Raw genomic sequence first — 21866 nt, forward strand, 5'->3', positions numbered from 1 at the left:
ATAGCCGGATCGTCCCTGAGAAAGCGCAGCAAGCCCGTGCTGTGTTCGCCCGAGCTTCGCTGCACGCATTGCGATCAGCCGTTCAGTCGCACCGCGGGCTCGGGTCGCCCTGCAATCCCGGCGGGGGCGCAATAGACCCGGCCCTGCGCGACGTCGGGCGCCTCGATCCCTTCCTGCGCGGTGGTCACGAAAAGCGTCGTGAACTCCGGCCCGCCGAAAGCGGGACAGGAACTGTGCCGTCCGCCCACCGCGATCGCCCGGTCGAAGCGCCCGTCGGGCAGGTAGCGCGCCACGCGCCCTGCCCCCCATTGCGCGCTCCAGAGTGCGCCCTCGGCATCGGTCTGCGCGCCATCAGGGTTCAGGCCTTCCGCACTCAGATCGACGAATATCTCCGGCGCTCCCTCAGGCCAGCCCTGCGCATCGAGCGCGACGGTCATGATCTTTCCGGTCGGGGTGTCGGCGAAATAGGCGCGTCGCCCATCGAGAGCGAAGCAGATCGAGTTGGGGATCGTGATCTCAGGAAAAAGCCGCTCCACCGTGCCCTCGAAATAGCGGTAGATCGCCCCCGCGCCGGTCTCCGCGTTTTTGCCCATCGTAGAGGCCCAGAAGCCCCCCATCGGATCGGCCCGGCCATCGTTGCAACGTGTGTCGGTGCGGTCGGCCTCGATCGCGGCGAGCGGCTCATGCGCACCCGAGGCAATGTCGAAACGGCGCAGTCCGGTCTCGGTCGAGATCACCAGCGTCTCGGCATCGACCCAGCCCGCGGCGGACGCCATCTGACCGAGCGCCCATTCGCGCGGCCCGGTCGCGTCGCGACTGAGAATCCGGCCCGCGAGGATATCGAACCAGAACAACTGGCTACGTTCGGGATGCCAGAACGGCCCCTCGCCAAGGAAACAGGCGCGGTCGTCGTAAATCTCGAAGCTCATGCCGTGCAGGCCTCGTCATAGCTGGCGACCAGCGCGCGGGCTTTCTCGGTAACGGTCTCCACGCTGTCGCCGGGTTTGTAGATCGACGAGCCGATGCCGTAGCCTGCCGCGCCCGCCTTGTGCCACTCGGCCATATTCGCGGCCGAAACACCGCCCACCGCATAAAGCGGCACCTCGGGCGGCAGCACAGCGCGCATCGCCTTGAGACCAATCGGCCCGATCAGCTCGCCCGGAAACAGCTTGAGCCCATCCGCCCCAGCGGCAAGCGCCGCGAAGGCCTCAGTCGGGGTCATCACACCCGGGAAGCTCTGCAGCCCTGCGGCTTTGGAGGCAGCGATCACCTCGGTGTTGCAATTGGGCGAGACGATCAGCTTCGCGCCGGTCGCAGCAACGGCGGCGACCTGATCCGTGGTCAGGACCGTTCCCGCCCCGATCAGCGCGTCGGAGCCGAAGCGCTCCGCCATCGCGGCGATACTGTCGAGCGGATCGGGCGAGTTCAGCGGCACCTCGATCCGGGTCACGCCCGCGGCGATCAGCGCCTCGCAGACGGGAAGGGCTTCAGCGGGGGTGATCCCGCGCAGGATGGCGATGATGGGTCGGCTCATGTGTCAGCTCCGATGGTCTGGCGCGCGGCATAGAGCCCCGCGAGGGTCACGTCTTCGGCGTCATGGCTGGCAGCTTGGATGCCGCAACCGGCCAGCGCCCGGGTATAAAGCGGGCTGAGAACAGGGCTTCCGATCAGCGCGACGGGCTGGCCCTGCCAGAGATCGCGCGTGGCGGACAACTCCCAGCCGATCAGCAGCCCGGAGAGGCGGCAGGCGGCGGTTTCGGGCGATTGCGCACCCAGTAGCGCCCCGGCGCGCAGCGCGAACAGCGCGCCATAGGCTGCCGCCGGATCGGCTAGCGCCTCCGCCACCGCCGCGTCGAAAGCTGCCATGTCGTGACAGCCTTCCCCGATCGTGTGGCGCAGCACCGAGCGATGCGCGAGCAGGTCGTAAATCTCGCCAGTCATGCAGCTCCGGAACCGCTCGATCCGGCCCGCGCGCAGCGCCACCCATTTTGTATGGGTTCCCGGCAGACAGATCGTGCCCTCGAAGCCGGGATTGCGCAGCAGAAAGCCCGCTATCTGGGTCTCTTCGCCGCGCATCACGTCGGGCGGGCTGTCCTGACGCAGGCCGCAGGCGATATAGACCGGGCGCGCCGCGTGATCCGGCACCCGCACGAGGCGCGGTTGGGCGGCGCAGGGCACCGGCGCATAGGGCGCCTCGGCCCAGCCCTGACGCGAACCGACCATGCCGCAGGTCACGACCGGGGCCGCGCCCCAGCCCGCAACGGCGTCTTCCAGCACCGGGCCGAACTCGGGGGGGGTAAGCTTGCCCATCCCCTGCTCCGAGCTCCGTCGGTCGAGCACCTCGCGCCCGCGCATCGCCCAGACGCGCAGATGCGTCGTGCCCCAATCGGCGGCGATCCAGTCGGGAGCCGCGTCACTCATAGTCTTTCTCCTTCAATCACGTGAATGCGCTCGGGGAAGGTCCAGGGCAGGGTAAGCCCCTGCCCCATCAGCGCTTGCCCGCTGAGCGTAATCGGTCCGGTCTTAAGCGCGGGTGTCCCACGCGACAACCGGGGCAGATCTTCCGCGGTGATCAGCCGCAACCGGTAGCGCGCTGCCCGGTCCAACCCGGTCAGCCGCAGCGGGCGCGGCAGGATCTGCGCAGAGGTTGCCGCCTGACCTGCGAAGGCCACGAAACGGCTGCCATCCTCGGCCAGCTGCAACTCGGCGATCACGGCCGGGTCGGCGCTGTCGAGCCGCAGGATATCCGCGCGCATCCGCCAGTCGCGGTTGCCCTTCCACCAGCGGGTGACGGAGGTCAGAACCTCTGCCTCCTCCGCGGTCAACTCGCGCGGGTCCATCTCGAAACCCATGTGTCGTTGCGCCGCGACCCAGGCCCGGGTGCGAATGTCGATCACCCTCCCCGATGTGTGGCAATGGCGCGGGCCGACATGAGAGCCGGTGACGCAGCTCGGCAGGAACAGCGCTGCATCATGCTGGATGCGCAGACGTTCGAGCGCGTCGTTGCTGTCCGAGAGCCAGACCCGGCCCGTGCGTTCGAGGATGCCGAAATCAATCCGCCCGCCGCCCGAAGCACAGCTTTCGAACTCCACGTCTGGATGGGCCGCGCGGAGCCGGTCGAGCAGATCGTAAAGGCCGCGCGCCTGCGCGGCGTCTGGATGCGGCAGCACCCGGTTATGGTCCCATTTGACGTAAGAGATCGCATAGGCCGAGAGCACCGCGTCGATCGCCGCGAAAAGATGATCGCGCACCGCCGGGTTCGCCATGTCGAGCACGCGCTGCTGGCGGCCTTCGATCTGATCGTGCGGGCCCAGCAGCCAGTCGGGATGGGCGCGGGCCAGATCGCTGTCGCGGTTGACCATCTCGGGCTCGAACCAGAGGCCGAACTCCATCCCGAGGCTTTGCACATGATCGACCAGCGGCGTCAGCCCGTCGGGATATTTGCGCGGATCGACCGTCCAGTCGCCCAGCGACGTGGTGTCGTCGTCGCGCTTGCCGAACCAGCCATCGTCGAGCACGAAACGCTCTGCGCCAAGTGCGGCGGCGCGCTCTGCGATGGCTTTCAGCTCGGCCAGATCATGTTTGAAATAGACCGCTTCCCAGCAGTTGTAATGCACCGGGCGCGCCTTGGCCCAAGGGGCGCGTTTGCGCAGGTGGCGCTGGAAGGCGACCGCGCAGCCATTCGACCCCGCTTCTGAGAAAGCGGCATACAGCGTCGCGGTCTCGAACCGCGTCGCCGGTTCCGGCTCGGAGCCGCTGGCATGGCCGAACTGGATTTGCCTGCGCCCGTCGGGCAGTTCTTCGGCGACCATCCGATGCCCGCCGGACCAGCCGTAATGGAAGGCGCGGGTTTCGCCTTGGGTCTTGGTCGCCCCGCGCGCGGGCAGGATCAACCCGGGGAAATGCTCGTGCCCGGTACGGCCCGTATGGTTGTCGCGCACGCGCTGGCCGGGGCGCCACGGGGTCGGCTCGATCTGGAATTCCCCGATCCAGCGACCGGAGAACTCATGCATCTCGTCGGCCAGTTGCGGGCCGGGAAAGACAGGCGCGGCGAGCCAATGGAGCGTGATCGGCGCATCGCTCTCCAGCTCGGCGCGGGCCGAGATCAGACCGGTGTCGGGGTCGAGCGTGAAATGCGCACTATAGCGCAGCCCGAGCGCCGCATCGCGATAGGTAAGCGTCAATTCGCTGCCGGTCTGCGTCTCGCTCTCGAAGCGGAAGGCGGGCCGCAGAGGCCGCCCTGCCCCGTCGCGCGCAATCAGACCCGGCTCGCCCGGGAAGCTCTGGCTCGCTTCGGGGCAGATCGAGACCTCCGGCGCGCGGTCGAGCATCCCGCCGGTAACATCCGGCACGCTCGCCGCGGCCAAGCTTGCGAGGTCTTCCCCCTCGGGCAGCGCCGCGCCCCAATAGACGATCTCGGGAAGCCGGTCGTCGTGACCCGCCAGAACGAGGCTCTGGCGGGCGTCTTGCAAATGCCACGTGCGGATCATTTCACCGCCCCGAGCGTCAGCCCTGCGATGAAGTGTTTCTGCATCAGGAAGAACATCGCCACCGGCGGCAGCGCGGCGAGGATCGAGCCTGCCGACACCAGTTGCCACGCCGCGACCCATTGGCCGTTGAGCGATTGCAGCCCGGCTGTGATCGGCTGGGTATCCGCCCCCGTGGTCAGCACCGTCGCCCAGAAATAGTCGTTCCAGATGAAGGTGAAGATCAGCACCGACAGCGCCGCGATTGCGGGCCGAACCAAGGGCAGCACGATATGCCAGAAGATCTGCCATTCGCCAACGCCCTCGACCCGGGCGGCCTCGATCAGCTCTTTCGGCAGTGCCTTGATGAAGTTGCGCATGAAGAGCGTGCAGAAGCCGGTCTGGAAGGCGACATGGAACAGCGCGAGCCCCGTGATCGTGTCGTAAAGCCCCATCTTCACCGTCAGGTCGCGCACCGGCACCATCAGGATCTGGAAGGGCACGAAGTTCCCCGCCACGAAGATGAAGAAGATCAGCAGGTTGCCCTTGAACTTGTAGACGGCGAGCGCAAAGCCCGTGAGGCAGGACAGTGCGACCGCCCCGATCACCGTCGGGATCGTCACCTTGAACGAGTTCAGCATGTAGCTGGCAAAGGGCGAGTTCTTGAACACGTCGAGATAGTTCGAAAACGCCAGATAGGACGGTATGCCGAAGTAGTTGCCCTGCGCGAGATCGCTGGAGGGCCGGATCGAGGTAACGGCGACGCCCAGAAGCGGCAGCAGCCAGACCACCAGCATCACCGGAAGGGCTATCTGATAGGTCAGCCGGGCGGCGGGGCTCATGGATTGAATGGGTTTGGGAAACATCTCACAGGCCCCTTTCGTCGCGCCACATCTTCCAGATGAAGCCCGAAATGAAGATCATCATGATCGCGAACAGCACCACCGCGATCGCCGCGCCGTAGCCCATGCGATAGCCGTATTCCGAGAGCGCCTGCTCATACATGTAGTAGGACAGCACCCGCGAAGAGCCGAACGGCCCGCCATCGGTCATGATCGAGACGAGATCGAAGCTGCGCAGCGCACCGATCACGGTGACGACGACCGCGATGAAGGTGGCCGGGCGCAATTGCGGCAGCACGACATACCAGAGCATCTTGATGCCCTTAGCCCCGTCGAGACGCGCCGCCTCGATCTGGTCGGGCGCGACCGCGTTCAGACCGGTCAGATAGAGGATCATGCAATAGGCGATCTGCGGCCACAGACCGGCGGCGATGATCCCGTAGGTCACCGTGTTCGGGTTGGCGAGGATCGCGATCCCGGTCCCGTCGAGCCATTTCGTCAGCTCGAAGAACAGCCCGAAGCCGGGTGCGTAGAACCACGAGAAGATCAGGCCGACCACGACCTGAGAGATCACGAAGGGGAAGAAGAACAGCGATTTGTAGATCCGGATGCCGCGCACGGTCTGGTTCAGGAAAAGCGCGATGAACAGCCCGAACGGGATCGCCAGCATATAGAGCACCAGCCAGATCAGGTTGTTCTTGAGGCTGGTGTAGAAAGCATCGTCATCGAGCAGCTCGAGATAGTTCTCGATCCCGATCCAGTGCTTCGCGCTCAGCCCGTCCCATTGGAAGAACGAGATCCACATCGACTCTCCGATCGGGATCAGCACGTAGATCAGGAACATCAGCACGCCGGGGGCGAGAAACAGCCAGGGCGCAAGTTTGCGGTTCAACCGGCGGCGGCGCGGTGCGGGCATGCCGGTCTCCGCGCGCGGCTCGGACATAGCGGGTGAGACGGTCATCGTCGCACTCCTCGGATCTGGAAAAACAGGAAGGGGCGGCACCCTGCAACAGGCACCGCCCCTCGGGGAGGATCAGTTCTTGTAGACGCGCTGACGCACCTTCTCGAGACGCTCGAGGATTGCGTCGAGATGGTCGGGATAGGCCATGAATTCCTGGAAGCCTTCCATGCCCGCCTTCGCCATCTGCGCCGGTGCGTCACGATCGAAGAACTGCGCGATGCCGCCATCGGCCGTGGACAGGATCTTGAAGCCCGCCTGCAAATAGGGATCGTCGCCCACCGAAGAGTTCTTGTTGATCGGCAGCTGACCGAGTTCTTCGTTCATCTTGGTCTGCACATCGGCCTTTGCGACATAGGCGAGGAACTTCTTGGCGTCCGCCTTGTTCTTCGCGCCTGCCGGGATGTGGATCGTATCGGTCGGCGCTTCTTCGGCGCGCGGGATATCCGGGTTGATCGTCGGGAAGTCCATGAAGCCCAGCGTGTCATTGGTCATCCCGCCATCCTTGAAGGTGGCGACGGCGAAGTTGCCCATGACGTAGTTCGCGGCCTTGCCCTGCACGATATTCGACACCGCATCCTGCCAGTCGATCGCGGCGACGTTCTTGGTGGTGTAGGGCAGAACCTTCTTCCACTCCGCGAAGACGGCCTTCACCCGGTCATCGGTCCACGGAATCTCGCCGCTGGTGAGCTTCATGTGGAAGTCGTAGCCGTTGGTGCGCAGGTCGAGATAGTCGAAAATCCCTGCCGCCGGCCACAGCGCCTTGGTGCCCGTGGTCAGGCAGTCGACGCCCATCTCCTTGAACTTCTTGCAGTTCGAGATGAACTCGTCCCAAGTCTTGGGCACCTCCACCCCGGCCTTCTTGTAGACGTCTTTGTTATAGTAGATGCCCCACTGGTAGTAGGTATAGGGCACGCCCCATTGCTTGCCGTCGATGGTCATCGACTTGAGCGCGGAGCCGAGGCTGTCCTTGAGCCCGTTCTCCTCCCAGACATCGGACACATCGGTGAACTGCCCGGCATTGACGAAGGGTGCCATGCGGTTGCCCGCATACCAGTTCGCCAGATCGGGGCTGTCGGCGGTCAGGAAGTTGCGGATCGCGGTCTTGTAGCCCTCGTGATCGAAGGTGTTCACCTCGACTTTCACATCCGGATTTTCGGCCTCGAAGCCTTTCACGAGCTGTTCGAACGCGGCTTTCGGCGCCGGATCGGACGCGTCGGTGAAGAGCTTGAGCACACGCTGCTCGGCCATCGCCGGAATGGCGATAGAGCCCATCAGCGCCACAAGCGCGGTGGTTTTCAGGAAATTCATTCGGTTCTCCTCCCGTTTCAGTAGCACATGGCTCAAAGATTTTAGTTTCAAATATTGGAACCATGTTTTACATATTGAAATGCTGCCGCGAATCTCTCATCCTGTCAACAGCCCTGAGGAGGAGCCTATGAACGACGCCACGCCAAAGCCGGAGAAATCCGACGGCACGGTTGGACGCACGCTGGCCGTGCTCGACCGCGTTGCCGAATTCGGCCGCCCCGTGCGTTTCGCCGAGTTGCTGCCGGTCTGCGATCTGCCCAAGGCGACCCTGTATCGCTTCCTGCAGACGCTCACGAACCAGGGCATGCTCGCCTTCGACGAGGATCGTCAGACCTATAGGCCGGGCCTGCGCCTCGTGCGCCTCGCCCATGCAGCTTGGGCGCAAAGTTCGCTTGCGCCGATTGCGGCGCCCTACCTCGACCAACTGTCGAAGGAGACCGGCCAGACGTTGCACCTCGCGCAGCTCGATCAGGGCATGGTGCTCTATGTCGACAAGCGCAACGCCTCGCGCCCGGTCGAGATGTTCTCGCAATCGGGCAAGGTCGGTCCGGCCTATTGCACGGGCGTGGGCAAGGCGATGCTCGCCTATCTGCCGGAGGACGCGCTGCAGAATGCGCTGACGCGGCAGAGCTTTCATCGCTTCACGGAACACACCCTGACCGACGCGACGAGCCTGCGCGCCGAGCTTGAAAACATCCGCAAGCGCGGTTTTGCCTGGGACGACGAGGAGCACGAGCCCGGCATCCGCTGCATCGCCGCTCCGATCCTGTCGCCGCAGGGCCGCGTTCTGGGCGCGCTCTCGATCACCTCGGGTCAGCCCGACGGTCAAAAACAACTCGAAACCTATGCCCCGCTGATCCTCGAGACGGCGGAGAAGATCGCGAAAGCGGCCAGTGACTGGCGCTTTCCGGAACAGAAACGCGCCGACTGAACCCCGGCGCGTAAAAACAGGGAGGAGACCCCGTGAGCGGAGTCGCATTGGAGAAGATCGTCAAACGGTTTGGCGATGCGGAGGTGATCCACGGCGTCGATCTGACGGTCGACCCGGGGGAATTCTGTGTTTTCGTCGGGCCGTCCGGCTGTGGCAAGTCGACGCTTTTGCGGATGATCGCGGGGTTGGAGGAGACCTCGGACGGTGCGATCCGCATCGGTGGGCGCGAAGTCACGAAGGCCGAACCCGCCGAGCGCGGCATCGCGATGGTGTTTCAGACCTACGCGCTCTACCCGCATATGACGGTGGGCGAGAATATGGGCTTCGGGCTGAAGATGAACGGCCATCCGAAGGCCCAGATTAGCGACAAGGTGCAGGAAGCCGCGCGAATCCTGAAGCTGGAACCGCTTCTGGACCGAAAGCCTGCCGCACTCTCGGGCGGTCAGCGCCAGCGTGTGGCCATCGGCCGCGCGATCACCCGTGGCCCGGAGGTGTTCCTCTTCGACGAACCGCTCTCGAACCTCGATGCCGAATTGCGCGTCGAGATGCGCGCCGAGATCGCGCGTCTGCACCGTGAGATCGGGGCAACGATGATCTACGTTACCCACGATCAGGTCGAAGCGATGACGATGGCCGACAAGATCGTCGTGCTGCGCGCGGGAAATATCGAACAGGTCGGAAGCCCGATGGAGCTTTACGACGATCCCGACAATCGCTTCGTTGCGGGCTTCATGGGCTCGCCTTCGATGAACTTCCTCGCCGCGACCGTGGTGGAGGGCCAGCTCGACGTGCCCGCTTTGGGGCAGCGCGTCGACAGTCCCGTCGCCTTGCCCGCGGACGGCACGAAGCTGGAAATCGGCATCCGCCCCAACGCGCTGCGCCTGAGCGGCTCGGACGGCAACTTCACCATCGAGATGGCCGAGAACCTTGGCGGCGTCAGCTATGCGCATCTCGACGCGGCCTCCGGCGAGCGCGTCGTGGTCGAGACCGATCAGCGCCTCCACGGCGCGGTGGGCGGCAAGACCGGGCTCAGCTTCGATCCGGCTTCGGTCTATGTGTTCGACACCAGCACGGGCGCACGGGTGCGCGGATGAGCCTTGCTATCGGCCTCGTGGGGCTGGGAGCGATCGCCCGCGCCCAGCACCTTCCCGCGATTGCGGAGACGGACGGCGTGCATCTCGCCGCCATCGCGAGCCGCAATGCCACCCTGCCCGACCTGCCAAGCTATCCCGACCTGCGCGCCATGCTGGACGCCGAACCCGAGATCGGCGCCGTCTCACTCTGCACACCGCCGCAGGGGCGGTTCGATCAGGCGATGGCAGTGCTGCGCGCGGGTCGTCACCTGATGCTCGAAAAGCCGCCCGGCATGACGCTGAGCGAGGTCGAGGCGCTGCGCGAGACCGCAGCCAAGGCGGGGCTGACGATCTTCGCGACCTGGCATTCGCGCGAGGCGGCAGCCGTGGACGCGGCGCGCCAATGGCTCGCCGGGCGCGAGATTTCCGAAATCCGGATCGACTGGCGCGAGGATGTGCGCAAATGGCATCCCGGGCAGGAGTGGATCTGGCAGCCGGGCGGGCTCGGGGTCTTCGATCCCGGCATCAACGCGCTCTCGATCCTGACCCGCATCCTGCGCCAGCCGGTGCGGCTAACAGCAGCCGCGCTTAGCATCCCGCAGGGCCGCCAGACCCCGATCGCCGCTGATCTGGAGATGTGCGCGGGCGCGACCCCGATCACTGCCGCGTTCGACTGGCGGGAAACGGGTGACGAGCTGTGGCGCATCACCCTTCAGACCGAACGCGGCACGGCCATGCTCGACAAGGGCGGCGCGGAGTTCAGCGTCGATGGCGAGGTGATCGCCACGGGCGAGAACCGCGAATACGCCAATCTCTACGCCCGGATGCGCGATCTGGTGCGCGCCGGCCAAAGCGATCTCGACCTCGCGCCGATGCGCCTCGTCGCAGACGCCTTCATCAACGCACGTTTCGCGATCACCGATCCTTTCGACGCCTGATCGCGCCCACTAACCCTGAGGACCGTCATGAAAATTACCGCCATCGAAACCTTCATCGTGCCGCCGCGCTGGTGTTTCGTGAAAATCTCCACCGACGAGGGCATCTCCGGCTGGGGCGAACCGGTGCTGGAGGGCCGTGCGGCCTCTGTCGCCGCCTGCGTCGAGGAACTGTCGGACTACCTGATCGGCAGGGACCCCGGCCATATTCAGGACCACTGGACGGTGATGTATCGCGGCGGGTTCTATCGCGGCGGCGGCATCCACATGTCGGCGATCGCCGGGCTCGATCAGGCGCTGTGGGACATCAAGGGCAAGGCGCTTGGCGTGCCGGTCCATGCGCTTCTGGGCGGCCAGCAACGCGACCGCATCCGGGTCTATAGCTGGATCGGCGGCGACCGGCCCGGCGACACGGCGCGGATGGCGCGCGAGTGCGGCGACCGGGGTTTCACGGCGGTGAAGATGAACGGCACCGAGGAGCTGCAATTCATCGACTCCCACGACAAGATCGACGCCGTGCTGGCGCGCGTGCAGGCGATCCGCGAGGAGATGGGCCCCGATTTCGGCATCGGCGTCGATTTCCACGGTCGCGTCCATCGCCCGATGGCCAAGCAGCTCGCGAAGGAACTCGAGCCCTTCAACCTGATGTTCATCGAGGAGCCGGTGCTGAGCGAGAATGCCGAGGCGCTGCGCGAGATCGCGAACCATTGCTCCACCCCGATCGCACTAGGCGAGCGGCTCTATACCCGCTGGGATTTCAAATCGATCCTGCAGGGCGGTTACGTCGATATCGTCCAGCCCGACCCCTCGCATTCTGGCGGCATCACCGAGACCTACCGCATCGCGGCGATGGCCGAAGCGCATGACGTGGCGCTGGCGCTGCATTGCCCGCTGGGGCCGATCGCGCTGGCGGCGAACCTGCAGCTCGATGCGGTCTGCTACAACGCCTTCATTCAGGAACAGTCGCTGGGCATCCATTACAACAAGGGCTCGGACCTGCTCGACTATCTGAGCAACCCGTCGGTCTTCGAATATGACGACGGCTTCGTTGCGATCCCGCAGGGCCCCGGTCTCGGCGTCGAGGTCAACGAGGAGAAAGTCCGTCAGGCGGCTGCCGAGGGCCACCGCTGGCGCAACCCGATCTGGCGCCATGCAGATGGCAGCTTCGCGGAGTGGTAAGCATGAGAGAGATCAGCAAACTGAACGAAGGCTGGAGTTTCGCGGACGGCTTCGACGCGGCGAAGGTCGCGGAGCCGCTGCAGGGCGAGACTGTCACCCTGCCCCATAACGCCGCCGACCTGCCGATGAGCTATTTCGACGAAGGCGACTTCCAGCGCCCCTTCACCTATCAGCGCGAGATTGCGTGGGACGATGCGTGGGCGGGCAAGCTGATGCGTCTGCGGTTCGACGGAGCGATGGCCGATGCCGTGGTCTATGTGAACGGCTCGGAAATGCTGCGCCACCGCGACGGTTACACACCCTTCACCGTCGATCTGACGGACCGGTTCGAAGGCGGCACGGCGCTGGTGACGGTGCATATCGACGGCTCGGAAAACCCCGAGATTCCGCCCTTCGGTGGCCGGATCGACTACCTCACCTATGCCGGGATCTATCGCGACGCGTGGCTGGAAGTGCTGCCCGAGGCCCATATCGCAAGCGTGAAGATCGAGACGCCCGACGTGCTGGCCGAGACCAAGCGCGTTCTGATCAAGCTCGACGCGCCGGGCACGGTGGAGGCGGTTCTGTCGGACGCCGACGGCCACGAGATCGCGCGCGGCGAGGGCACCGGCGAGATCACGTTCGAGGGCCTCAGCGGCATCACGCTCTGGTCGGTCGAGACGCCCGCGCTCTACACCCTCACCCTGATCCTAACTGAGAGCGGCGACCGCCTCACCCAGCGCTTCGGTTTCCGTCACGCCGAATTCACGCCCGAGGGGTTCTTCCTCAATGGCAAGCGCGTGGTCCTGCGCGGCCTCAACCGACACCAGAGCTTCCCCTATTCGGGTTACGCTCAGGGAAAGCGCAGTCAGGAGCGCGACGCGGAAATCCTGCGTTACGATCTGGGCTGCAACATCGCGCGCACCTCGCATTACCCGCAAAGCCCCTATTTCCTCGACCGCTGCGACGAGATCGGCCTCATGGTCTTCGAGGAAATTCCCGGTTGGCAGCATATCGGCGGCGATGTCTGGCAGGACGAGTCCGTCGCCAATGTCGAGCGGATGATCCGGCGCGACTGGAACCACCCCTCGATCATCATCTGGGGCGTGCGGATCAACGAGAGCCCTGATGCGGAAGCGTTCTACAAGCGCACCAATGCCTTGGCGCATGAGCTGGATGCGACGCGCCCCACCGGCGGCGTGCGCTGCATCACCGACAGCCAACTGCTCGAAGACGTCTACACGATGAACGATTTCATCCTCGGCGACTTCGAACTGCCCTTCTCGAACCGCCCGCGTACGAGTTTGCGTGACCAGCAGGAGGTGACGGGGCTGCCCAAGCGCGTGCCTTATCTGGTGACCGAATATAACGGGCACATGTATCCCACCAAGGCGGGCGACCCCGAGCATCGCCAGCACGAGCATGTGCTGCGTCATCTCGACGTGCTCAACGCAGCTCACGATCCCGATGCCGGGCTTGCGGGCTGTATCGGCTGGTGCATGTTCGACTACAACACGCACAAGGATTTCGGCGCGGGCGACCGGATCTGCCATCACGGTGTGATGTCGATCTTCCGCGAGCCGAAATTCGCAGCCTACGCCTATGCCAGCCAGCGCGAACCCGACGAGGCGATCGTGATGGAGCCGGTCACCGTCTGGTCACGCGGCGAGCGCAATATCGGCGGGGTGATCCCGCTGATCGTGCTGACCAATTGCGACGAGGTGGAGCTGTCCTACGCCGATGTGGTCAAACGCGTCGGTCCCGACCGCACCCGCTTCCCGCATCTGCCCCATGCGCCGGTGATCATCGATTACGACCATTTCACCTCCGACGAGGTGACCGCCTGGGGCGAGAGCTGGCATGCGGGTCGCCTGCGCGGCTATCGCAACGGCGAGCTGGTGATCGAGCGCGACTTCCCCGCCGATGCGATGTTCGACCGGCTCGAAGTAGCGCCCGATGTCACCGAGGCCGAGGCCGATCCGAGCGAGGAAATCCGCGTGATGATCCGCGCCCGCGATCAGGCGGGCAACAAGCTGCATTTCCTCAACGAGCCCGTTCACCTGACCGTCGAAGGCCCGGCGAAGCTGATCGGCTCCGACTGTCCGGTGCTCGCCGACGGTGCGACCGGTTGCTGGATTCGCCTGACGGGGACGCGCGGCACGATCAAGGTGACCGCGCGGCTTCGTGAGACGGTCGAGACAATCGAGATCGCGGTGGAATAAGCGGCAAAGGCAACGACTCTCGATCAAGGCCATGGGGCGCCCCGTTCGCGACATTACATGTCGTTGAACGGGCGCCCGCTTTGGCCGGTTCGAACCTGTCGGGGTCGCATGACGCCAGTGCTCGGATTCCGCTGACAAAATGCCGATGCATAATTTTACATTATATGTCTTATTACAATTTCCAAATTTTTATTTATCACACTGCCTGCTATGAGCATTGGGCAAGGTAGGGACCCACGTGCCGTAGCCCCTATTCGGACAAGCTGCGGCATGTCAGACTTTAACCGGTCTCCCCGATCAACCCCGTGCTCAGCAGGAGGAAGCACAGATGGACGGAAATGACGTGAACACGGGCGGCAAGTGCCCGGTGATGCATGGCGGCAATACCGAGCTTGGCTCGAACGTGATGAATTGGTGGCCGCAGGCGCTCAATCTCGACATCCTGCACCAGCATGACACCAAGACGGACCCGCTGGGACGCAGCTTCGACTATGCCGAAGAGGTCGAGAAGCTCGACTACGACGCGCTGAAAGCCGATCTGCATGCGCTGCTGACCGAAAGCCAAGAGTGGTGGCCGGCTGACTGGGGCCATTACGGCGGTTTGATGATCCGCCTCGCCTGGCACTCGGCGGGCTCCTACCGTCTTGCGGATGGGCGCGGCGGCGCGGGCACCGGCAATATCCGCTTCGCCCCGCTCAACTCGTGGCCCGACAATGCGAGCCTCGACAAGGCCCGTCGTCTGCTCTGGCCGCTGAAGAAGAAATACGGCAACCGGCTCAGCTGGGCGGATCTGATCATCCTCGCTGGCACCGTCGCCTATGAAAGCATGGGTCTGAAGACCTTCGGCTTCGCCTTTGGCCGCGAGGACATTTGGCATCCCGAGAAAGACACCTATTGGGGCGCCGAGAAGGAATGGCTCGCGCCGTCGGACGAGCGTTACGCCAATGTCGACAAGCCCGACACGATGGAAAACCCGCTTGCCGCCGTGCAGATGGGCCTGATCTACGTGAATCCCGAGGGCGTCAACGGCCAGCCCGACCCGATGAAGACCGCGGCGCAGGTCCGTGAGACCTTCGCGCGTATGGCGATGAATGACGAGGAAACCGCCGCGCTGACCGCGGGCGGCCACACCGTCGGCAAATGCCACGGCAATGGCGACGCATCCGCGCTCGGCGCGGAGCCCGAAGCGGCCGATGTCGAGCAGCAGGGTCTCGGCTGGTTCAACCCGAACCTGAAGGGGCAAGCGAGCAACTCGATCACTGGCGGGCCTGAAGGTGCCTGGACGACGAACCCGCTCGAATTCGACATGGGCTATTTCGAGATGCTCTTCGGCCATGAATGGGAAGTCACCCAGAGCCCCGCTGGCGCGAAACAGTGGAAGCCGGTGGACATCGCAGAAGAGGACATGCCGCTCGACACTTCGGACCCGAGCCAGCGCCGGATGCCGATGATGACCGATGCCGACATGGCGATGAAGGTCGACCCGATCTACAACGAGATCTGCCAGAAATTCATGGCCGATCCGGAGTATTTCAAGGAGACCTTCGCCCGCGCCTGGTTCAAGCTGACCCACCGCGATATGGGCCCGAAGGTTCGCTACAAGGGCCCGTGGGTACCCTCGGAAGATCTGGTCTGGCAAGACCCGGTCCCCGCTGGGTCGACCGATTGGGACGTGGAGGCTGTGAAGGCGAAGATCGCGGCCTCGGACCTGTCGGTGGCCGAGCTGGTCTCGACCGCCTGGGACAGCGCGCGCACCTATCGCGGCTCGGACATGCGCGGCGGCGCCAATGGCGCGCGCATCCGTCTCGCCCCGCAGAAGGACTGGGAGGGCAACGAGCCCGCCCGTCTGCAGAAGGTGCTCTCGGTGCTCGAGCCGATCGCGGCAGAAGCCGGTGCCTCGGTGGCCGATGTGATCGTGCTGGCGGGCAATGTCGGCGTCGAGAAGGCGATCAAGGCGGCCGGTCATGGCGCGACGGTGCCCTTCGCGCCGGGTCGTGGCGACGCGAGTGACGAGATGACCGATGCCGACAGCTTCGACGTGCTCGAACCGCTCGCCGACGGGTTCCGCAACTGGCTCAAGAAGGACTACGTCGTCTCGCCCGAGGAGATGCTTCTGGATCGCGCCCAGCTAATGGGGCTGACCGCGCATGAAATGACCGTCCTGATCGGCGGCATGCGGACGATCGGCACCAACTATGGCGGCACCAAGCACGGTGTCTTCACCGACCGCGAAGGCCAGCTGACGACCGACTTCTTCGTCAACCTAACCGATATGGGCTACAGCTGGCATCCGGTGGGCGACGGCGCCTACGAGATCCGCGACCGCAAGACCGGCGCGGTTAAGTGGACCGCGAGCCGCGTCGATCTGGTCTTCGGCTCGAACGCGATCCTGCGCGCCTATGCCGAGGTCTATGCTCAGGACGACGCAAGCGAGAAGTTCGTGGAGGACTTCGTAGCCGCCTGGACCAAAGTGATGAACGCCGATCGCTTCGATCTGGCCTGATCACCTGTCTTACAGAAAACCGCGCCCTTCGCAGGATGACCTGCGGGGGGCGTTTTCGTTTGGGACAGGAGAGAGCCCACTCCAAGTTCAGACCGACGCCCGGGGCGACCAGCCCCGGGCAGCGCCCGACCTCCCCCCGGGAGGGCGCTTTTGCAGCGGCACCGCGCGCTCAACAGTTGGTCGGATGTGGCCCGATTCAGCGCAGACCACCCACCTCGTGCCTGCGCCCGCCCGAGGTCGGGCGCCGCCCTTCTTTCAAAGCCGCTCGTGCTGCCCGGGCCGCTGACGCGGCTGATCCGGGCGGGGCACCGTTCCGCCTTACAGCGCCGCCGTCGTCACGTAGCGCAGCGCGCGGGCCACCTGTTCGGGCGTGCGCGCGACCGCATTGGCCGCCGCGTCGACCTCCTTGAGCGCATGATCGTGCTCGGGTGGCTGAAGCACGATGATCGGCTTGCCGAGCGCCGCCGCATAGCCCGCATCAAAAGCCGCGTTCCACTGCTTGTATTTCTCGCCGAAGCAGACAACGAGCACGTCGCAGCGCTCGATCCCGGTGCGGATACGGATCGCGTTGAGCGACGCGCCCTTGCGGTCATGCCAGAACTTGTCCTCTTCCGCGCCGAATATCTCGACCCCACAATCATCCGAGGCCCCGTGATCCGTCACCGGCCCCGACCATTCGATATCCAGCCCTTCGCAGGCCGATTTCACCGCCTCGCGCCAATCGGTGTGAATTTCGCCGGCCAGATAGACATTCAGTTTCATCGCATCCTCTTTTCGCTGTCGCGTGGGCCCCGCTTCGGGCCGCTTCGCTTTTCCGGCGCGATCCTTGAGGATCGGGACCAGCTTGGCAACCTCTCCGGTCGTCCAGCCCCCTCCGATCCGCTTCCGAGGCGCTTGATCCGCCAGCAGGCATAGCGACATGTCATTGACGCCGGTCAGTGCGCGAATTCGATCACCTGATTTGCTGGGAAGTGTTCGAAATCCTGGGAGGAGGAGAAAGCAATGAACGGTGTGGTGATTTCAAGCATGGCAGCGCTCCTGCTGCTGACAACAAACGCTCTGGCGCAGGAGGATGCCGGTCGCGAGGAATACATGGTCGCCTGCGCTGGATGTCATGGCGAGTCAGCGAAAGGGAATGGCCCGCTGGCAGGGCTGCTGGATATTCAGACACCCGACCTCACAAGCCTTGCGGCGAAGAAGGGCAACGGCGAATTCCCGTTCGACTACGCGCTTCGCATGATAGATGGGCGAAACGAGATGCGGGCGCATGGCAGCAAGATGCCGGTCTGGGGGGACCGTTACGCGGCCTCGGCGACCAGCGAGCGCGGAGAAACGGCGGACATGGTGGCCCGGGGGCGCATCCTGTCTCTCATCTATTATCTGGCCTCGATACAGCAGTAGCGCCCTCGCGCACAGATGGTGTTGGGCCTCGGCATCTGTGCCGGCACTTTGATCGGCGGGCGCGCGGCCTGTCGCTACCGCTTTGGCGCGATGAAGATGGCGGCCTTCAAACTCGCCAATGCCCTCGGCGCGGCGACGGGCGGGCGGGCGGAAGGGGTTGATGATCATCGACGGCGCCGATCACGTCGACCTCTACGGCCAGACGGGCATCATTCCCGTCGACAAGCTGCAGAGCGTCTTCGAAGGCCAGCTGGCCTGATCACACACGAGGCAGGAAGCCGGGCCGCGCGTCCGGCTTCTTGATGTCCGCGGTCATGCCAGACGAAACCCACGATGTGGCTTAGTCCACATCAATCGGCCGAACAGCATGGAGGGCGCGACCCTTCGAGTGGAAATCCTTCCGCCGCACGGTGAACATGCCGCAGCTTCTCGGGGTTTCGGACAATCCATATTGCTTTGATCTTGCCGGAATGAACCGCGAAGGCCGTGGTTTGCAGGACGCCATTTTCCCGCACCACATATCCTGTTGCTCCGTTGATCAACTGCGGTCTCGGTACAGGCCCAGACGTCAGCTTGCCCTTCCGGGCCAAGCCTTCGAAGAAGCGCGCGGCGTTCCGGCTCCCTCTCAGCACGTTGATCGCCGCCGGAACCTTGCCGCCGCCATCCGTATGCACCTCGATATCTTCAGCGAAGATTTCCAGCAGCCGATCCATGTCGCCCTCGCGGCTTGCGGCCCAGAATGCCGCGACAAGCGGGTGGGTCTCCTCTGCCCGTTCCGGCGTGCTCTGATCGGCACCGGCAAGCTTGCGTCTTGCCCGCGAGACCAGCTGCCGACAATTTGCGGAAGACTGGCCGACGACCGCCGAGATCTCGTCGAAACTGTAATCGAACCCGTCGCGAAGAATGAACGCTGCGCGCATCTCGGGCGATAGTCGATCGAGCGTGAGCAGGAGTGCGATCCCCACATCTTCGGTCAGGATCCAATCGCTTTCGGCATCCGCCGCATGGTCGGTGACAATCGGCTCGGGCAGCCACGCCCCCACATAGGTTTCCCGCCTCTTCTGCGCCGATCGCAGATGGTCGAGGCAAAGGCGCGTGACGACGGTCGACAGCCATTGCGCCGGACGTTCGATGCCGGAGAGTCCGACGGTTTGCAGTTTCAGCGCCGCATCCTGGAGGATGTCTTCCGTCTCCGAGACTGAGCCGGTCATTCGATAGGCGAGCCCCGCCAAGCGGCGGCGCTCCCTTTCGAAAACCTGCTGTGTCTCAGGCAACGGCATGATCGCGCTCTCTGATCTTGTGGGTCGACCGGAACCCGATCGCGAAACGGTTCCACGCGTTAATCAACGTAACAGCGAAAGTCAGGTCCACGCATTCGCGCTCCGTGAAAACATTTCTGAGGCGCTGGAAGACTTCCTCCGAGGCGCCCTGTTGCTCGATCCTTGTCAGGGCTTCGGCCCAATCGAGTGCGGCGCATTCGCGTTCGTCAAACGCAGGGCTTTCCCGCCAGGCCGCCAGCACATCGAGCTTTTGCTGCGACACACCCGCCTCCCGCGCTGCAGGCGCATGCATATCGAGGCAATAAGCGCATCCGTTGATTTGCGACACGCGCATCTTGATAAGCTCCCGCAGCATAAGCGAAATCGAAAGCTCCTTCGTCGCCTCCTCGGCCGCCCTCATGGCCTTCATCGTCTCGGGGGCTGCTTCGTAGTAGTTCATTCGGGGCGTCATCGGCATCTCCTTGGGTTATATACCAGAAGACGAGACAGCCCCCCGCTTTGTGACAGGCGGAAAGAAAATCTCTCTGTTCAGGTCGCCGGGTCTGGAGCCTAAGGGGACCTACGCCTTTTCGCCAAAGCCATGCGCCGGAAAGGACGAACTCGGTCGAAGCTTTGGTCGCGCGGGGCATTTTAACGTAGATGCAATTCGCGGCGGCTTGTTCGGGCCAGCACCCGCGAATTTCAAACGTCGCGCTGCACGTCTTCAAGCACCTCGGCCAGCACCGACACGGCCAGCAGCCGCGGATCGCGCGCGGATTGGATCAGCCCGATCGGCCCATGAACCCGCGCGCGCGTCGCCGCGTCGATACCGCGAGCTTGCAAACCTTCCTGCCGCCGGCTTTGCGTGCGCACGCTGCCTTGTGCCCCGATGTAGAATGCGGGGGTTGCGAGCGCCGCCTCGAGAATATCCAGCTCCCAATCGTGGTCGTGAAACAGAAGGATCACCGCCGTGCGCGCGTCGATGGCCACGTCTGAGGGGATCGCGCTTCGGTCCAACCTGCGCACCGTGCAGCCTGCACCTTCGGCATTGGCGAAAGTGGCATCTTCGGGCGTGAGCAAAAGATGCGGCGCGCCGGTGGCCCGCACCAGATCGGCGAAGAACACCGCCTCAGCGCCGGCGCCGAAGATCACGAAGCGCGGCTCGGGGCGAAAGGCGATACGCAGTTCTCCCGGCGCGTCGGGGGTCTCGTCTTCCTGCATCAAACGCAAGCCACCCGAGGCGCTCAGTCCCAAGGCCGCCTCCGCGCGGCGCGCCCGCCTTGCCGCAAGCTCGCGAAGCAAAGAACGGTCCGGCGCGGGGATCACCGTAACCTCGAGCGCGCCGCCGCAGGGCAGCTTCAGATCGAAAAAGGGCGAACCGGCCCCATAGCGCAGCTTGCGCACCTGCCCGTCGGCCAGCGCCGCGCGCGCATGTTCGACCACATCTTCTTCGATACAACCTGAGCTGAGCGCTCCGAAGCGCCGACCATCCGGCAAGATCGCCATCGCGGTGCCGACATTGCGATAGGCCGGACCTTCGATGGCAGAGATCACCGCGATCGCGCCGGGTACGTCGGACCTTGCCAGTTCGAACCACGGATCTTGCGCGGCGGGATGGGTCACGGCTGGCCCCTCAATCGTTCGACCCAGCCAGCGCGCGATGCGCGACCTCGACGAAGAACTGCACGCCCAGCGGCAGGATCGCATCGTTGAAATCGTAATGTGGGCTATGCAGGTTGCGCCCGCCCTCGGCCGATCCATTGCCGATCCAGCCGTAAGCGCCGGGCACCTTCTCCAGCAGGAAGGCGAAATCCTCGCTCGCCATGCTGGGTGCGTAATCGACCTGCACCGCGTCGCGTCCCACGATGGCCTCGGCGGCGCGGCGTGCGGTTTCGGCGGCCTCGGCATCGTTGATCGTGGCCGGGTAGCGACGCTGATAGATCAGCTCGGCCTTGGCATGAAATGCCTCGGCGATCATTTCGGCGCGGCGCGTCATCTCGGCCTGAACGAAATCGCGCGTCGCGGGGCGCAGGGTGCGCACAGTGCCGTGCAGGGTCACTTCGTCGGGGATCACATTGAGCGTGTGGCCCGCATGGATCTGCGTGACCGAGATCACCGTCGCATCGGTCGGATCCACCGCGCGGCTGACGATGGTCTGCCAGGCCATCTGCAATTGCGCGGCCAGCGTGATCGGGTCGATCCCCTCATGCGGCATCGCGCCGTGCGAGCCCTTGCCCATCACCTTCAGCTCGAACGTGTCGAATGCGGCCATGACGGGGCCCGCGCGCATCGCGATCTTGCCCGCCTCGAGGCCCGGCCAGTTATGCAGCGCAAAGGTGCTGTCGAGCGGGAACTGGTCAAGCAACCCATCCTCGATCATCACCCGCGCGCCGCCTTCGTTTTCCTCGGCGGGCTGGAAGATGAACACCACCGTGCCGGGCCCCGGTGGATCGGCCGCCATTGCCTGCGCGGCGCCCAGCAGCATCGTGGTGTGACCGTCATGACCGCAGGCATGCATCTTGCCGGGGATCTCGGAGGCATAGTCCGCCCCGGTCAGTTCGGAGATCGGCAGCGCATCGATATCGGCGCGCAGGCCGACGGTCGGCCCCTCGCCATTTCGCAGAACGCCGATCACCCCGGTCCCGGCCAGCCCCTCGTGGACCTCAAGTCCGAACGCGCGCAACTCAGCCGCGATGAAGGCGGCGGTCTCGTGTTCTTCGAAGGCCAGTTCGGGGCGGCGATGCAGCGCGTGCCGCCATTCGACCAACTGGTCTTCCATCGCCTTGATCGCCGGGGTGATATTCATC

The 21866-nt window shown here is 64.6% G+C and carries 19 protein-coding genes; 7 read left to right on the forward strand and 12 right to left on the reverse strand.

Features of this window, described 5'->3' with window-relative positions:
- Positions 1-74: 74 nt before the first annotated feature.
- The 7 genes from BMI91_RS04610 to BMI91_RS04640 form a co-directional block, all read right to left on the reverse strand.
- Complete coding sequence (locus tag BMI91_RS04610) at positions 75-929, reverse strand: SMP-30/gluconolactonase/LRE family protein (RefSeq protein WP_078604101.1); 855 nt, start codon at positions 927-929, stop codon at positions 75-77.
- Positions 926-1534 carry a 2-dehydro-3-deoxy-6-phosphogalactonate aldolase gene (locus tag BMI91_RS04615; RefSeq protein WP_078604102.1) on the reverse strand — a complete coding sequence of 203 codons (609 nt, stop codon included), beginning with the start codon at positions 1532-1534 and terminating at the stop codon, positions 926-928. Before BMI91_RS04615 ends, BMI91_RS04610 begins: the two co-directional genes overlap by 4 nt.
- Complete coding sequence (locus BMI91_RS04620; RefSeq protein WP_078604103.1) at positions 1531-2421, reverse strand: 2-dehydro-3-deoxygalactonokinase; 891 nt, start codon at positions 2419-2421, stop codon at positions 1531-1533. Before BMI91_RS04620 ends, BMI91_RS04615 begins: the two co-directional genes overlap by 4 nt.
- Positions 2418-4490: an alpha-galactosidase gene (locus BMI91_RS04625; protein WP_078604104.1), complete on the reverse strand. Its 2073-nt coding sequence runs from the start codon at positions 4488-4490 to the stop codon at positions 2418-2420. Before BMI91_RS04625 ends, BMI91_RS04620 begins: the two co-directional genes overlap by 4 nt.
- Entirely contained in the window at positions 4487-5332 is an 846-nt protein-coding gene (locus BMI91_RS04630) for a carbohydrate ABC transporter permease (protein WP_078519897.1), read from the reverse strand. Before BMI91_RS04630 ends, BMI91_RS04625 begins: the two co-directional genes overlap by 4 nt.
- 1 nt (position 5333) lies before the next feature.
- Entirely contained in the window at positions 5334-6224 is an 891-nt protein-coding gene (locus BMI91_RS04635; protein WP_208607958.1) for a carbohydrate ABC transporter permease, read from the reverse strand.
- A 117-nt stretch (positions 6225-6341) separates the two neighbouring features.
- Complete coding sequence (locus tag BMI91_RS04640; protein ID WP_078604105.1) at positions 6342-7577, reverse strand: ABC transporter substrate-binding protein; 1236 nt, start codon at positions 7575-7577, stop codon at positions 6342-6344.
- Between the two features lie 127 nt (positions 7578-7704).
- Between BMI91_RS04640 and BMI91_RS04645 the strand changes: the two genes are divergently transcribed.
- The 6 genes from BMI91_RS04645 (at position 7705) to katG (ending at position 16399) form a co-directional block, all read left to right on the forward strand.
- Positions 7705-8508 carry an IclR family transcriptional regulator gene (locus BMI91_RS04645; protein WP_078604106.1) on the forward strand — a complete coding sequence of 268 codons (804 nt, stop codon included), beginning with the start codon at positions 7705-7707 and terminating at the stop codon, positions 8506-8508.
- A 32-nt stretch (positions 8509-8540) separates the two neighbouring features.
- A complete protein-coding gene (locus BMI91_RS04650; protein WP_078569658.1) occupies positions 8541-9602 on the forward strand; it encodes an ABC transporter ATP-binding protein in 1062 nt (353 codons plus the stop codon).
- Positions 9599-10519 (forward strand): Gfo/Idh/MocA family protein, encoded by a 921-nt coding sequence (locus BMI91_RS04655; RefSeq protein WP_078604107.1) that lies wholly within the window; start codon positions 9599-9601, stop codon positions 10517-10519. The genes BMI91_RS04650 and BMI91_RS04655 overlap by 4 nt, the downstream gene beginning before the upstream one ends.
- Before the next feature lie 27 nt (positions 10520-10546).
- Positions 10547-11695 carry a galactonate dehydratase gene (gene dgoD, locus BMI91_RS04660; RefSeq protein WP_078604108.1) on the forward strand — a complete coding sequence of 383 codons (1149 nt, stop codon included), beginning with the start codon at positions 10547-10549 and terminating at the stop codon, positions 11693-11695.
- 2 nt (positions 11696-11697) lie between these two features.
- Positions 11698-13896, forward strand: a complete 2199-nt coding sequence (locus BMI91_RS04665; RefSeq protein ID WP_078604109.1) for a glycoside hydrolase family 2 protein — start codon at positions 11698-11700, stop codon at positions 13894-13896.
- A 328-nt stretch (positions 13897-14224) separates the two neighbouring features.
- Positions 14225-16399, forward strand: coding sequence for a catalase/peroxidase HPI (gene katG, locus BMI91_RS04670; RefSeq protein ID WP_078604110.1), 2175 nt, complete (start codon positions 14225-14227; stop codon positions 16397-16399).
- Between the two features lie 318 nt (positions 16400-16717).
- On the opposite strand, the gene BMI91_RS04675 is transcribed toward katG, so the two are convergent.
- The gene (locus tag BMI91_RS04675; protein WP_078604465.1) at positions 16718-17161 is read right to left on the reverse strand and encodes a YtoQ family protein; all 444 of its coding nucleotides are present in this window, start codon (positions 17159-17161) and stop codon (positions 16718-16720) included.
- A 240-nt stretch (positions 17162-17401) separates the two neighbouring features.
- Here BMI91_RS04675 and BMI91_RS04680 point away from each other — a divergent pair, with 240 nt between their 5' ends.
- Positions 17402-17800, forward strand: a complete 399-nt coding sequence (locus BMI91_RS04680) for a c-type cytochrome (protein ID WP_244176548.1) — start codon at positions 17402-17404, stop codon at positions 17798-17800.
- Positions 17801-18150: 350 nt separating this feature from the next.
- Here BMI91_RS04680 and sigJ read toward each other — a convergent pair whose 3' ends face one another.
- The 4 genes from sigJ to BMI91_RS04700 all read right to left on the reverse strand — a co-directional run bounded on the left by sigJ (position 18151) and on the right by BMI91_RS04700 (position 21865).
- Positions 18151-19080: an RNA polymerase sigma factor SigJ gene (sigJ, locus tag BMI91_RS04685; protein WP_078604112.1), complete on the reverse strand. Its 930-nt coding sequence runs from the start codon at positions 19078-19080 to the stop codon at positions 18151-18153.
- A complete protein-coding gene (locus BMI91_RS04690) occupies positions 19067-19519 on the reverse strand; it encodes a carboxymuconolactone decarboxylase family protein (RefSeq protein ID WP_198453254.1) in 453 nt (150 codons plus the stop codon). The genes sigJ and BMI91_RS04690 overlap by 14 nt, the downstream gene beginning before the upstream one ends.
- Before the next feature lie 242 nt (positions 19520-19761).
- Positions 19762-20682: an XdhC family protein gene (locus BMI91_RS04695; RefSeq protein WP_158522088.1), complete on the reverse strand. Its 921-nt coding sequence runs from the start codon at positions 20680-20682 to the stop codon at positions 19762-19764.
- A gap of 10 nt (positions 20683-20692) precedes the next feature.
- On the reverse strand, positions 20693-21865 hold the full coding sequence (locus BMI91_RS04700) for a M20 aminoacylase family protein (RefSeq protein WP_078604115.1): 1173 nt from the start codon (positions 21863-21865) through the stop codon (positions 20693-20695).
- Between the last annotated feature and the right edge of the window lies 1 nt (position 21866).

The sequence above is a fragment of the Thioclava sediminum genome (assembly GCF_002020355.1).
Classification (GTDB): domain Bacteria; phylum Pseudomonadota; class Alphaproteobacteria; order Rhodobacterales; family Rhodobacteraceae; genus Thioclava; species Thioclava sediminum.

Coding starts and splice junctions, on each gene's coding strand:
- BMI91_RS04610 (WP_078604101.1), bottom strand. CDS start 929: ATGAGCTTCGAGATTTACGACGACCGCGCCTGTTTCCTTGGCGAGGGG.
- BMI91_RS04615 (WP_078604102.1), bottom strand. CDS start 1,534: ATGAGCCGACCCATCATCGCCATCCTGCGCGGGATCACCCCCGCTGAA.
- BMI91_RS04620 (WP_078604103.1), bottom strand. CDS start 2,421: ATGAGTGACGCGGCTCCCGACTGGATCGCCGCCGATTGGGGCACGACG.
- BMI91_RS04625 (WP_078604104.1), bottom strand. CDS start 4,490: ATGATCCGCACGTGGCATTTGCAAGACGCCCGCCAGAGCCTCGTTCTG.
- BMI91_RS04630 (WP_078519897.1), bottom strand. CDS start 5,332: ATGTTTCCCAAACCCATTCAATCCATGAGCCCCGCCGCCCGGCTGACC.
- BMI91_RS04635 (WP_208607958.1), bottom strand. CDS start 6,224: ATGCCCGCACCGCGCCGCCGCCGGTTGAACCGCAAACTTGCGCCCTGG.
- BMI91_RS04640 (WP_078604105.1), bottom strand. CDS start 7,577: ATGAATTTCCTGAAAACCACCGCGCTTGTGGCGCTGATGGGCTCTATC.
- BMI91_RS04645 (WP_078604106.1), top strand. CDS start 7,705: ATGAACGACGCCACGCCAAAGCCGGAGAAATCCGACGGCACGGTTGGA.
- BMI91_RS04655 (WP_078604107.1), top strand. CDS start 9,599: ATGAGCCTTGCTATCGGCCTCGTGGGGCTGGGAGCGATCGCCCGCGCC.
- dgoD (WP_078604108.1), top strand. CDS start 10,547: ATGAAAATTACCGCCATCGAAACCTTCATCGTGCCGCCGCGCTGGTGT.
- BMI91_RS04665 (WP_078604109.1), top strand. CDS start 11,698: ATGAGAGAGATCAGCAAACTGAACGAAGGCTGGAGTTTCGCGGACGGC.
- katG (WP_078604110.1), top strand. CDS start 14,225: ATGGACGGAAATGACGTGAACACGGGCGGCAAGTGCCCGGTGATGCAT.
- BMI91_RS04675 (WP_078604465.1), bottom strand. CDS start 17,161: ATGAAACTGAATGTCTATCTGGCCGGCGAAATTCACACCGATTGGCGC.
- BMI91_RS04680 (WP_244176548.1), top strand. CDS start 17,402: ATGAACGGTGTGGTGATTTCAAGCATGGCAGCGCTCCTGCTGCTGACA.
- sigJ (WP_078604112.1), bottom strand. CDS start 19,080: ATGCCGTTGCCTGAGACACAGCAGGTTTTCGAAAGGGAGCGCCGCCGC.
- BMI91_RS04690 (WP_198453254.1), bottom strand. CDS start 19,519: ATGAACTACTACGAAGCAGCCCCCGAGACGATGAAGGCCATGAGGGCG.
- BMI91_RS04700 (WP_078604115.1), bottom strand. CDS start 21,865: ATGAATATCACCCCGGCGATCAAGGCGATGGAAGACCAGTTGGTCGAA.